Origin of the sequence: Paenisporosarcina quisquiliarum (genome assembly GCF_043641925.1) — a bacterium.
GTDB lineage: Bacteria > Bacillota > Bacilli > Bacillales_A > Planococcaceae > Paenisporosarcina > Paenisporosarcina quisquiliarum_A.
Genome location: NZ_JBHZRU010000001.1, coordinates 54583 through 67233, shown reverse-complemented (window position 1 = coordinate 67233; position 12651 = coordinate 54583). Strand labels below are relative to the sequence as shown.

The window sequence follows — 12651 nt, the reverse complement described above, 5'->3', positions numbered from 1 at the left end:
TCCACCAAGACAATGGTAGACCTTTTTCACATATTATCTCTTATACGATTAGGTAGTACAAGATGAATTTGTTTAATACGTAAGGAATATGTCCTGTTTATACTGGATATACAGGATGCTTACGTGGCGGTTGAGGAATATCTTTTGTGCTATAAGCTCTATAGCGGTCAGCAAGAACGGAACGTAAATCACTTGGTTTTACGATTTCGTCAATAATCATCTCAGATGCTAACTTGTAGATATTAATCTCTTCCTTATATTCTTGGTGTTTTTCTTGAACAAATTTGATGCGTTCTTTTGGATCTTCAATCGCTTCAATTTTGTTTGAATACACCGCATTAACTGCTGCTTCAGGACCCATTACAGCGATTTGAGCTGTTGGCAAGGCAATACAAACATCAGGTTCAAAAGCTGGACCTGCCATTGCATATAGACCCGCTCCATAAGCTTTTCGAACGATGACCGATATTTTTGGAACAGTAGCAGAACTCATCGCCATAATTAGTTTAGCACCATGACGAATGATTCCAGCACGTTCCACTTTTGTACCAATCATAAATCCTGGTACGTCCGCTAAGAATAATAGGGGAATCGAAAAGGCATCACATAGATTAATGAACTTCGTCGCTTTATCCGCCGAATCGACAAATAATACGCCACCTTTGGCTTTAGGTTGATTGGCAATAATTCCAACTGGTTGCCCTTCGATTCGTGCAAGGCCTGTTATGATTTCTGGTGCAAAAAGTTTCTTCACATCAAAAAATGAACCTTCATCGATTAATTGATCGATTGCTTCGTACATATCAAATGGAGCATTTTGATTTTCAGGAATAATCGCTTCTAATGAACGACCTTCTTTAGATGCGATTGTTTCTACCACTTTTGGTTTCTCTGTGAAATTAGCTGGGAAATAAGCTAAATAACGACGAGCTTCAGAAATAGCGTCTTCTTCAGATGTCACAAGGACATCCCCACACCCACTGATTGAACAGTGCATGCGAGCTCCACCCATTTCTTCAAGGCTAACTTTCTCCCCAATAACTTTCTCAGCCATACGAGGTGACCCCAAGTACATGGACGCATTTCCTTCTACCATAATTACGATATCGCAAAATGCTGGGATATACGCGCCACCCGCTGCTGAGGGACCAAATAATAAACAAATTTGAGGAATAAAACCTGATAAACGAACTTGGTTGTGGAATATTTTACCTGCTCCACGACGATTAGGAAACATATCAAGTTGATCCGTGATTCGAGCTCCTGCAGAATCTACTAAGTACAACATGGGTACTCGGTTTTTTTCTGCAATTTCTTGAATACGAATGATTTTTTCAACAGTACGAGAACCCCATGATCCAGCTTTAACAGTCGAATCATTTGCCATTACACATACAGTTTGACCATTCACTTTACCCATAGCCGTTACAACACCATCAGCAGGTAAATCATTTGCTTCACAGTTTGCAAAACGACCATCTTCAAGATAACTACCTTCATCAAATAATAATGCTAGACGATCACGAACAAATAGTTTGTTTTGTTCCTTCATTTTCTCATGATATTTAGGTTGACCACCTGCAAATATTTTTTCTAACTTTTCTTCTAATTGTTCATTGTATTTCGTGTTCTCAGTCACTCTTGTTGCCCCCTTTGCGTACATGTTCGATATATCCCTATTTTTATTCGAAAGTTACAAGCACGTCGCCTTCATTAACAAAATCGCCGACTTGAGAATTAATTGTCGCTACTTTACCAGCAACCTCAGCTTCAACAGGAATTTCCATTTTCATTGATTCAAGCACCATCACAGTTTGACCAACTGTCACTTCTTCGCCTTCTTTAACGTTTACTGTAAATACTGTACCTGCCATTGTTGATTGTAATTGTTTCATATTATTTTTCCTCCTTCTGTGATTCTAACCAATTTGGTAGTGCTGACGTCGTATACGTCCCATCCATAAATACCTCAGCATCTAAAAATGTTATAAACAAAGGTATATTTGTTTTTACACCTTCAAGTGTAACAGTTGAAAAGAACTTTCGTGCTTTTTCTATTGCCGAAGAACGAGTTTCAGCTTTAATAATAACTTTGGCAATCATTGGATCATAATAAGGTGTTACCGTATTCCCTTGCTCATATCCTGAGTCAATTCGAACATCTTCAACATTGCCCCAATCTAGTGATTGGATTGTTCCAGGTGAAGGGAAAAACGTTTTTGGATCTTCTGCATAGACGCGGAACTCCATGGCATGTCCTGTTGAAAGAATTTCGTGTTGATTCGTAACAGGAAGCATTTCACCATCGGCAACTTTAAGTTGCCACTCGACTAAATCGAAACCAGTTACTTCTTCTGTAACGGGATGCTCCACTTGTAAACGTGTATTCATTTCTAGGAAATAAAATTGGTTTTGTTCATCTACGATAAATTCTACCGTTCCAGCATTGCGATAATTGACTGCCTTGGCTGCATCAACAGCTGCCTGAAGTAATCTTGCTCTCGCCTCATACGGGAAATTTGGAGAAGGTGATTCTTCAATTACCTTTTGGTTGCGTCGTTGAACAGAACAATTTCGCTCAAATAGATGCACAATATTCCCATGAGTATCACCGAATATTTGGACTTCAATATGTCGACCGTTTGCGATGTACTTTTCTAAAAAGACTTTATCATCTCCAAAGTAAGCTTTTGCACGGTTTTTCACAGATTCAAAGTGTTGACTGAGCGCTTGCTCATCTTCACATCGAATCATACCGATCCCTCCGCCACCACTACTTGCTTTAAGCATGATCGGATAACCGATTTCACGTGCGGCTTCAATAGCTTCATCGAGTGAATTTACACCATCAGTAGTCCCAGGTACGACTGGTACCGATGCCGCTTCCATTGTTTGTCTTGAACCTATTTTGTCTCCCATTTTATCAATTGTCTCAGGTGTTGGACCGATAAATAGGATTCCAGCTTCTTCTACTTTTTTTGCGAATGAAGAGTTTTCAGACAGAAGGCCGTATCCTGGATGAATAGCATCTACACCTTCACGAATAGCAAGGTCGATGATATCATCGATTTTCAAATAAGACTGTTGAACTTGACTTGGTCCTATTAGAAAAGCGCTATCTGCTTCTTTAACGAATGGTAAATGCTCATCTGCTTCAGCATAGATGGCCACAGTTTCAATATGTAGTTTCTTACAGGTTTCAATAATGCGACGTGCGATTTCACCTCTATTAGCTATTAACACTTTCTTCATGTGTTTGCCCCCTAGTTGTTTAAACGGTGTTCTCCATCTTTACTAGTCTACTCGAAAAATGAAAACGATTTCAACTATTGAATGAAGAAATATTCTTATTAAACAAAAAAATAGAAAAATTAAAGTTGCTTCCCCATCATTCTTTTAACTTTTATACCTTCGACTATCTCTTCTATAATAGGAGAATCTCAAGCCCTTACATGATTGAAAGTGAAACCTTTTCAAAAATAAAAAAAGGTTCTCCCATTTACTTTCAATGAAGTAATGGAATCACCTTTTATTTCGACTATTTTTTGTTTTGAAAAGTAGTATATACTTGATCAAATAATTTTCTTAAATGTTCGAATTTATCTACGAGTAATGCATGATCTTCTTGTAAATCCTTGTGTGCGCCAAGTAACTCATCATAACTAGTCATAGCTTGTTTTAAATGGGTATGAACCGGGTGCTGATGTTTAAGCTTAGCTTGTTTAAGCGCATGTCCAAATGTGTGTCTTAGAGTTTTATTCCATCTAAAACCACAGGCTTGTCGAGTCCTGCCCAGTTTTTTGGCAACAATATCAAATGCATGGATTTGCGTGCCGCCTTTTGTCACAATTTCTAATACAGTGTCTACTAGAATTTTATCATCATTTGCCGTCCATTGATCTTTTCTTTTCATGGTTGTCATACAATCACCTCGCGTTTTTTCTACTATATGCGTGAGGTGAAAGAATAGAAGTTATTTTCCTCTATTTAAAAACTTTTGTACTTGAATATGATGAGCGTCAGCTTCCCAAAGTTCCGAACATCGGATGACTTCTTCTTGAATCTGATTAAGTAGATTTAATGATGTCCATTTTCGGTTGACCATTTCCTTATACGCACGGTGAACAGATGCATCAATTTTACCCATATCTTGAATGAATGTTTGTAAAGCTACCTCTGAATCACCCTCGTAAAGCTCTGTAGCCCATCTCATTTCTTTTAACCGATTAGCACTATAAGGTTTCGAATCTCCAAGCATACGAAGGGCTTGATCCATTTGAGGCATTTTTTCTAGCAAATAAGTTCCCCCACCCCATCCACTCGTTATTGCTAGTGACCCTTGAATAAAACCACATTTAGCAGTAGAAGAAACAAGTCTATAATCACAGGCTGTAGCTATTTCACACCCACCACCTACTGCCGCTCCATTAACCAGAGCAATTACAGGAACAGGAAGAGTTGAAACTTTATATAAAATTTGAGCCATTTTGTTTAACATCGGAAAAGCTTCTGCTGCAGTTTTTAATCCGTGAAATACAGAGAGATCTCCTCCCGAGCAGAACGCTTGGGTACCCTCACCAGTAATTACCACGAATTTAATAGTTGAATCGTTATGTACAAGTTCTATTAATTGCTCAAGTCCCTGCATCACCTCATGATTGATGGCATTGCGGATAGCTGGTCGAGTAATCGTAAATCGAGCGATATGATTGTCATTTATGATTGAAAAAGCCATTAAAAGACCTCCCTTTTAGAAAAACAAAGCTTGCACCAAAAAGGTGTAAGCTCTGTCTTTTGTTATACTCATATCCAAAAATTAATAATGTCTATCAGTGTAAATAGAGAAAAAGACTACCTGAGAGCCATGGTCTCTCTGGTAGCCTTTAATGGAGCAAATACTGTATTATTTGCTCAATACTTCTTTCCCTTTGTAATGACCGCATGATTTACAAATGCGGTGAGCCAATTTCGATTCACCACAGTTTGGGCATGCAACCATACCAGGTACGGATAATTTGAAATGCGTACGACGCTTTCTTTTTACAGTCTTAGAAGTCTTTCTAAACGGTACAGCCATTGGTGGCACCTCCTTACAGATCGTTATTCGTCTGTTTGATCAAAATACTTTGCTAAATCAGCAAGTCTAGGATCCGATTTTTTTGGTTCATTTTCTTTTATCGCAGACAATTCCTCATCTGTTAAATACGTCCAGTCCTTGCCACCAGCATGTGGTTGATGCGAAGCATCTTCCTTGAATACTTGTAACGGAACTTCAACAACGATTAGTTCTTCAAGTACAGGGTCAACGTCAATGACGTCTCCATCTACAAAATGAATATCTTCATCGTTATCCTTGTGAGCATCAGACCAGCTGAATAGTTCAACGGTTTTAATGTCAATTGGGTATTCAACATCTTCCCATGTGCGAGCACATGGCAAAGTTAAGGTGCCTGTCAAATGAAAATGACAAGTCATTTGCGCTGCACCAAATGTGCAGTGCCCTTTAACATGTACGGGTGAAATCTTCCGGATGTCCGGGTTACGTTCCATCACTTTATCCAATTGAACATATTGATCAATTGGCATCCCGTCATGGCGATATTTAGCTAGTTGATGAATTACCCATTTCATACGCTTATCACCTCAAGACAACAAAGTTGATTATATAATGCCTAAAATTAGATGTCAAGATAATTTCTTGTCACACTATTTTTTCCCCCGTATAATTAAGATTATTGAAGGGGGTTTACACTTTTGCGAGCAACCGGAGTCGTCGTTGAACATAATCCGTTTCATAACGGACATTTATATCATATCAAAGAATCACGCAAGAATACAGGGTCAGATGTTGTTATTGCTGTAATGAGCGGGAATTTCCTTCAAAGAGGTGAACCCGCACTTGTTGATAAATGGAGTCGGACTAAGATGGCACTGCAAGGTGGCGTTGACATTGTCATAGAATTGCCATATGTATTCGCTACAGCTCAAGCAAGTGATTTCGCAAAAGGTTCAATTGCCCTCTTAGAAGCCGCTGGATGCACGGATTTCTGTTTTGGTAGCGAACAAGGATCAATTGAACCCTTTATTAACACCTATGATTTAATAACCTCACAACAAGAGTCTTACCAACAATCCATTAATCAATTCATGAAAACAGGAATGAGTTATCCAAAAGCTTTAAATGAAGCCTATGCTGACCTTATTAAAGGATATAATCAACCGTTTGTGGATTTGTCTCAACCAAACAATATTCTTGGCTATCATTATATTGAAGCTGCATATCAACTCCAGGCGTCCATTCAACCGGTAACGATTCAACGAATAGTCTCAGGCTATCATGATGACGTTCTCCCTGGTCAAAGCATTGCAAGCGCAACAGGTATTCGTAAAGTTATATTTAATGATCAAGGGATTAGTGACTTAACGCCACTTTTACCGAAAGCTTCTTTACAAAACATTGTGGAATGGCAATTGAATATCGGATCTTTTGGAAGCTGGCAGCATTTCTATCCATACTTAAGATTCCAAATTATTCGTTCATCCATAGAGCAACTAGCTTCTTATGCCGAAGTTACAGAAGGCATTGAGTATTTACTAAAGGAAGCAGCTCAAAAATCCAACACTTTTGAAACTTTTATGGAAGTTGTTAAATCCAAACGCTACACATGGACCAGAATCCAACGCATGCTAACCCATATCTATACAGGTTTTACTTGGGATGATTTAAAACAGTCTTCCAGTCCTACTTATCTCCGTCTACTTGGGATGACGGAAATGGGACAACGTTATTTAAATGAACATAAAAAAAATCTTTCATTGCCTCTCGTAAGTCGAGTTGGGGCAGTAAAAGATTCGATGTTATCTCATGATATTAAAGCGACCGATTTGTACACTCTTGGTATTCAATCCCATGCTTTTAATCAACCAATTGGACGTGACTATCGACAGCCACCTATTAGATAATTACGCTTTAGGTTCCAATTGTTCTAAATAATCTAATGCATCATCAATTGTTTTCACTGGCACGATTTTCATTTTCGTGCCTATTTCTTTTGCTGCGTCACGTGCATCTTCATAATTTGAGCGCAATGTTGGATTATTGATAAGAACCTCTTCAGGTAATTCATCATCCGGTGCAAAGAAAACCTCAATCCCTGCAGCATCTGCAGCCACTACTTTCAGATCGATGCCTCCTATACGCCCTACTTCACCTGTACTTTTCATTTCTCCTGTACCCGCAATCGCATAGCCTTTTGTCAAATCCTCTTCTTCCAATTGATTCAACAACTCAAGCGTAAACATTAACCCCGCTGACGGACCACCAATATCCTCAGACTTAATTAAGACATTTGGGGTTGTCGTAATCGTCTTATCCTCCATAAAGGTAATCCCTAACCCCGCTCGAGAATCATCACCTGGAATTGGTTTCAACTTGATATCGACTACTTCAACCTTTTCCTTCCGTTCAATTTCAAGTTGAACGATGTCATTTACTTTCTTTTCTTGTAAATACGAAATGACCTTTTCTTGACTATTACTTTTCACATCATCAATTCGAAGTATTTTATCTCCGGCTTTCAATAAACCATCAGCGGCTCCGTCCGGAAGCACATTTAAAACAAATACCCCGTTTGTGTTAACTTCATAAGGTTTATCTGCTTTTTGAAAAGCCACTAATATGGCATTAAATTGAGATTGGGACATTAATTTCAACTGCCGAATGGTGTATTCATCCTCGTCTTCATTCGGATTTCGTACGTGATTGGATGGAAGAATATGTTGATGATTCGCAACCTTAGCCCATGCATAGGTAATGGGAGTGGCTTTTGCTAATGCGATTGTCATAAGACTCATCGATCCTTCGTCATCCGTATCTCCACCTTGCACCTTCACTAACGGATCAAGAGGATAAGCTCCACCTGGTTTAGATATGTATGCGTCTACCGGGTAAAATGTAGCGCTCAATAAAAATACACAGGCGATAAAAAAACCTATGGTGCTTTTCTTTGGCATCTAACGTTGACCTCCATCATGAACATCATTTTTATTCCATATACATAGTGTAGCACGCACAAAAAGTTCTGACAAAACGATTGAAACGGGGAAATATCACATGCTCTATAAAACTAATATATTCATCTGTTGGTCCTTAATGATCTTGTTTATTTTCTTACCTGGAATCGCACACCAAGGAGCTAAGCTTGGGCTAGATGTTTTTATACATAGATTGCTTCCCTATTTACTTCCGTACCTTGTTGTTTCACAATGGCTACTCTATGTCTTATATAAACAAAACGCTTGGCAACCCAGCTTTATTAACAATTTAAAAATTTATGGAATAGGTGCTTTTGGTGGATTTCCTACAGGAGCTGCCACTATATCCACTCTCGTAAAAGCTAAAATGCTTAGTTCCAAAACGGCTAGTCATTTAATTGGCATTTGTCACGCACCAAGTCCAATGTTTGTTATGGGTGTTGTAGGAACGCAATTTCTCTCCTCCCCTAAAAAAGGTCTACTCATTCTTGTCTTAATTCACCTTATCAATGCGTTATTCTTACTTTTTTCTCAACGCCTTTTCTCCAATCAACCGGCTATGGAAAAAGTGAATTTAAAACAGGTTCAATCACCATTTAGCGAAGGTGTTCATCAAACGGCATCGATTTTGCTCTTAGTAGCAACGACTGTGGTATTTTTCACAACAGTCAGTACAGTTATTTCAGCTGTCATAAAGTTTGTGTTTGGAAATATGTCATCTCAGTTTGTGGTGTTTATATATTCATTGTTTGAAATGACGGCTGGCTTGGAGATAGCTCACCGGATGTTTGCTTCGGAAGCGTTTTTCTCAATACTAGCAGTGGCGATCTTATCTTTTAACGGCGTGAGTATACATATGCAAGTCATTGTTTTAGCAAAATCAGCTGCACTTTCGCTCAAGCCTTATTTTACTTACCGCTTACTTCACTTCATTTTACTTACATTGATATGGTTCTTATTTTTCCAATAAAATCTCGATGAAGATATTTTAACTATCAATCGACTTTTTGAAGATTACTGATAATATTTCACTACGCTTCTGTGGGGACCTCCTCATTTTGAGCTTTCACTTTCAAGTGGCAGTCTTTCACTTTCAAATCGAGATCTTTCACGTTCAATCACGTACCTTTCACTCAATTTCGTATCCTACGCGCGAAAGCCCAGGAGTTTCCAACAGTAAAGGCTGCTTTAGCAGCCCCATATTAGTTCTTTTACTTATTTTTTCATCTAAAAAAAGATGGACCTAAACTTTCTAACACAAAAAAGGATAGCGAAATCACTAAGATTTGCTATCCCTTTTCATATGTAATTCAATATTTTATCATCGGAAATCTGATTTCGGTAATACCAAAAAGTGTTATTTATTTGCTTCGTATTTTTCTTTCAAAGCAAGCTCTACTTGTTTAGGAACTAACTCTGATATGTTCCCACCGTATTTAGCAACTTCTTTAACGATGCTAGAACTCAAGAACGAATACTGATTATTCGTCATGATGAAAAATGTTTCAATATTTTCGTCTAGCACTCGGTTCATGGAAGTAATCTGCATTTCGTATTCAAAATCAGAAACGGCTCTCAAGCCTCGAACAATAGCATGAGCATTCACATTTTTTGCATACTCGACAAGTAATCCGGAGAAAGAATCGACATGCACATTCGGCAATGAGGTTGTAACTTGACGGATTAAATCCATTCTTTCTTCAATTGTAAATAATGGTTTTTTGGACGAGTTATTTAAAACAACCACGCGAATTTCATCAAAAACCGATGCGCCTCGTTTTATAATATCTAAATGACCGTATGTAACTGGATCAAAACTGCCCGGTACTACTGCGATTTTCTTCATGTAAATCTCCTTCTTCATTCAGCATTCTATAAATCGATATGACCGTGCTACCGTAAGTTTCTCTTCGCGATAGTTTAAATTCATGATAGTGATCGGGTAAGGGAACTGTTTTCTCATGCTCACACATGATTATTGCATCTGGACTAAGCAATCCTTTTTCTGCTAGTATACCCACTAAATCATACAAATCAGCTTTATGATAAGGAGGATCTAAAAATAATAAATCAATCGTTAATTCACGTTTTTCCATTGCTTTGATCGCTCTTAAAGCATCTACTCGAAAGACCTCAGCTTGTTCTTCTAAATGACATTTCTTTAAGTTTTCATGAATCGTTTGGATAGCCTTTGCATCTTTTTCGATGAAAATACATGAATCGATTCCTCTACTTAAAGCTTCAATCCCTAAACTCCCGCTCCCTGCGAATAAGTCAACCGCAAGTCCACCTTCGAAATATGGACCTATCATATTGAAAATGGATTCCTTCACTTTGTCAGTTGTAGGTCTTGTGTTCGAACCTGGCACAGCTTTTATTGGTAATCCCTTACAAATTCCGGAAATCACTCTCAAGTATGGTTCCTCCTTAGAAAAGAGCTGATGGTGTAATATTAATACGCCCTTCTTCTTTTTGTATATCAACTAAAAACAAACGAATGAGCCACGATTCTTCGATGTAATAAGCACCTGCCAATTCCTCAATTGGTTGCGAGAGAACTTCATATCTGCGTTCATTAAACACATAAAAAGGCTCAATCATCGGGAAACGGAAAGATCTAGCTGCATTTTTAATGTAATAACCATTTTTGCCTTTATCCATCGTGTAACCAAGTAATGACATCATTGGTTCTACAGAATATAAGACGCGTCCATCATTAAAAATGACCTTCATATTTTTTTGTTCAAGTTCATTAATATAGACTGTCCTTGTATCTTCAAAAAGTAAAGGGAATTGTTTATCTCCTAACTGTTCGTTAAGTTCAAAAAATGATGTTTTTTGGTTCAAAGTTTTGGTCAAAACTTCGTCCAATAGTTTTGGCGAAACGGCTTCGCTTTTTAGACTCTTTAACTGGTCAATCCACTCTTCAATTTGAGAAGTTGTCATATATGTCATTAACTCATCGTACATCCGTTTGCTTTTTTCAGAACCAATGGTTTGATTGGTTAAAAAAGATGCGATAACTTCAATCGAATGAGTAGTATTAGCGGAAAATGAATAGCTACTTTGTACACTTTTTAAAATAATATCATTTTTTACAGTTGGAATTTCTATCGCGGGAATAAAAACAAATCGATTGGCTTGTAAATCACTTGCTTGATTATTGACAATAACAGCCACGTGCTTCGAATCAGCGAGATTTATGTCTTTAAATGTGTTTTTAGTTTCATCAGTTAAAGGTTGGTCTGCATAAATTGAAAGCTGATGATCTTTAAACACCGCAGGGTAGTCATCTTGTTGCCAATACAAATCAGTAACTCCACCCTTACCGTTAAATAATTTGTAGTCAACAAGTGATAAAGATTCCTTTCCAATCGCAGGTAGTCCAGTTAACCATAGCCCTTTGGATTTGGTGACATCCGTTACATGAACCATCGAATGGCTGACAGACCCGCCTGTCAATGTGGCAAATACACCCTTCCATAACTGTTGTTTAGTAAGTGGGTCTTTAACCGGGATTTCATAAGAAATATGTTGTTCTGCGTTTTCACCCTCTTCAAAGGCATATAAATCCTCTGACAACCGCGAACAACTGTCACCATTTTCAATAAAACATGCACGATTTTCACTATGTAATGGCCAGGTTATCGTCATTTCGTTTTTAGGTAACTGAGTAAATTTATGTTGAATAAAGAATCGTTGATCTCGGTAGGTTACACTCACTTCTTGGGAATAGGAAAATGCACTTTCCTTTTCATTCAAGCTTGTAGAGTAAACTTGATACTGAAAAAAAAGCATAATGATATTCATAAATAATAATAGAGAAACTAACCCACTCGCTAATTTCATGTGCCAGACCTCCTGCACCGTGGTAAAATGTGATGGAAAGGGTGTGCTATTGTGATTCAACGCTTTATAGAACTAGGTGAAGGTTATAGTGATTTATATGAATTATGTGAATTAATGCAAACAAACCAACACCGTTATCATAATGTATGTATTTTATCGACGACAAAAAATAATGTTTTATGTGTAAGTATAGCTTTAATATTAAAACCTTCAGGTGAGAGTAAATTTACGCCCATCTATTTATGTAGAGAAGGTATTACCATCCAAACGAATAAACCGAGTAAACGGTTACAATTAGTTGAAAAAACGGTGCAGGAAATGAACAAAGTCCCACACCGTCTTGAAGTAAAACACTCATCTTATTTTGCTGAACCAGCATTATATCATCAGTATTTAACGGGAATATTAAGGTTGCATCATATACTACCACCTCTGTCATAGAAGAGCTGGCTGTAAGATTATAATCCGGTTTTATAATCGTATTCTTTCGCTTTATCTGGCTTTGAATTCTCATATTCCGTCTTTACAAATGGACGATATGATGGGGTAACGGCTTTAACAAAAGGTAATCGAGAGATTTTGGTAGAAATCGTTTCAATCTGGTCGAGATCGCAATACATTACCACATATTTTAATTTTCTAGATATGAATTGGACATGCCCATATTTTCGAAGCGATTTAGCTTGTTTTAAATGATGCACGTATACAATAAGTCCTTGTCGGTCATTCATGCGATTTCCCTCTTTTCTTATCATAAAGAATAACATA

The 12651-nt window shown here is 37.8% G+C and carries 15 protein-coding genes; 3 read left to right on the top strand and 12 right to left on the bottom strand.

Going from position 1 to position 12651, the window contains the following annotated elements; genetic code table 11:
• Window positions 1-97: 97 nt before the first annotated feature.
• From ACHUE4_RS00340 to ACHUE4_RS00310, 7 genes are all read right to left on the bottom strand, one after another.
• Window positions 98-1663: an acyl-CoA carboxylase subunit beta gene (locus ACHUE4_RS00340; protein ID WP_394187281.1), complete on the bottom strand. Its 1566-nt coding sequence runs from the start codon at window positions 1661-1663 to the stop codon at window positions 98-100.
• 19 nt (window positions 1664-1682) lie between these two features.
• Complete coding sequence (locus tag ACHUE4_RS00335) at window positions 1683-1895, bottom strand: acyl-CoA carboxylase biotin carboxyl carrier protein subunit (RefSeq protein WP_394187280.1); 213 nt, start codon at window positions 1893-1895, stop codon at window positions 1683-1685.
• Window position 1896: 1 nt separating this feature from the next.
• Window positions 1897-3252, bottom strand: a complete 1356-nt coding sequence (locus ACHUE4_RS00330) for an acetyl-CoA carboxylase biotin carboxylase subunit (RefSeq protein WP_394187279.1) — start codon at window positions 3250-3252, stop codon at window positions 1897-1899.
• Between the two features lie 286 nt (window positions 3253-3538).
• Complete coding sequence (locus tag ACHUE4_RS00325) at window positions 3539-3922, bottom strand: transcriptional regulator (protein ID WP_394187278.1); 384 nt, start codon at window positions 3920-3922, stop codon at window positions 3539-3541.
• 51 nt (window positions 3923-3973) lie between these two features.
• Window positions 3974-4735 carry an enoyl-CoA hydratase/isomerase family protein gene (locus ACHUE4_RS00320; protein WP_394187277.1) on the bottom strand — a complete coding sequence of 254 codons (762 nt, stop codon included), beginning with the start codon at window positions 4733-4735 and terminating at the stop codon, window positions 3974-3976.
• A 168-nt stretch (window positions 4736-4903) separates the two neighbouring features.
• Complete coding sequence (gene rpmF / locus ACHUE4_RS00315; protein WP_394187276.1) at window positions 4904-5077, bottom strand: 50S ribosomal protein L32; 174 nt, start codon at window positions 5075-5077, stop codon at window positions 4904-4906.
• A 23-nt stretch (window positions 5078-5100) separates the two neighbouring features.
• Window positions 5101-5631, bottom strand: coding sequence for a YceD family protein (locus tag ACHUE4_RS00310; protein ID WP_394187275.1), 531 nt, complete (start codon window positions 5629-5631; stop codon window positions 5101-5103).
• Window positions 5632-5754: 123 nt separating this feature from the next.
• Between ACHUE4_RS00310 and ACHUE4_RS00305 the strand changes: the two genes are divergently transcribed.
• On the top strand, window positions 5755-6963 hold the full coding sequence (locus ACHUE4_RS00305; protein ID WP_394187274.1) for a nucleotidyltransferase: 1209 nt from the start codon (window positions 5755-5757) through the stop codon (window positions 6961-6963).
• Here ACHUE4_RS00305 and ACHUE4_RS00300 read toward each other — a convergent pair whose 3' ends face one another.
• On the bottom strand, window positions 6964-8013 hold the full coding sequence (locus ACHUE4_RS00300; RefSeq protein ID WP_394187273.1) for a SepM family pheromone-processing serine protease: 1050 nt from the start codon (window positions 8011-8013) through the stop codon (window positions 6964-6966).
• A gap of 100 nt (window positions 8014-8113) precedes the next feature.
• Here ACHUE4_RS00300 and ACHUE4_RS00295 point away from each other — a divergent pair, with 100 nt between their 5' ends.
• Complete coding sequence (locus ACHUE4_RS00295) at window positions 8114-9004, top strand: hypothetical protein (protein ID WP_394187272.1); 891 nt, start codon at window positions 8114-8116, stop codon at window positions 9002-9004.
• 387 nt (window positions 9005-9391) lie between these two features.
• Here ACHUE4_RS00295 and coaD read toward each other — a convergent pair whose 3' ends face one another.
• The 3 genes from coaD to ACHUE4_RS00280 are packed head-to-tail and all read right to left on the bottom strand — an operon-like array spanning window position 9392 to window position 11883.
• Entirely contained in the window at window positions 9392-9880 is a 489-nt protein-coding gene (coaD, locus tag ACHUE4_RS00290; RefSeq protein ID WP_394187271.1) for a pantetheine-phosphate adenylyltransferase, read from the bottom strand.
• Window positions 9846-10448 carry a 16S rRNA (guanine(966)-N(2))-methyltransferase RsmD gene (rsmD, locus tag ACHUE4_RS00285; RefSeq protein ID WP_394187270.1) on the bottom strand — a complete coding sequence of 201 codons (603 nt, stop codon included), beginning with the start codon at window positions 10446-10448 and terminating at the stop codon, window positions 9846-9848. The genes coaD and rsmD overlap by 35 nt, the downstream gene beginning before the upstream one ends.
• Before the next feature lie 13 nt (window positions 10449-10461).
• Entirely contained in the window at window positions 10462-11883 is a 1422-nt protein-coding gene (locus tag ACHUE4_RS00280) for a hypothetical protein (protein ID WP_394187269.1), read from the bottom strand.
• 51 nt (window positions 11884-11934) lie between these two features.
• Here ACHUE4_RS00280 and ACHUE4_RS00275 point away from each other — a divergent pair, with 51 nt between their 5' ends.
• Window positions 11935-12324 (top strand): DUF7147 family protein, encoded by a 390-nt coding sequence (locus ACHUE4_RS00275; protein WP_394187268.1) that lies wholly within the window; start codon window positions 11935-11937, stop codon window positions 12322-12324.
• A 17-nt stretch (window positions 12325-12341) separates the two neighbouring features.
• Here ACHUE4_RS00275 and ACHUE4_RS00270 read toward each other — a convergent pair whose 3' ends face one another.
• Complete coding sequence (locus ACHUE4_RS00270; protein ID WP_394187267.1) at window positions 12342-12614, bottom strand: YlbG family protein; 273 nt, start codon at window positions 12612-12614, stop codon at window positions 12342-12344.
• Window positions 12615-12651 lie beyond the last annotated feature (37 nt).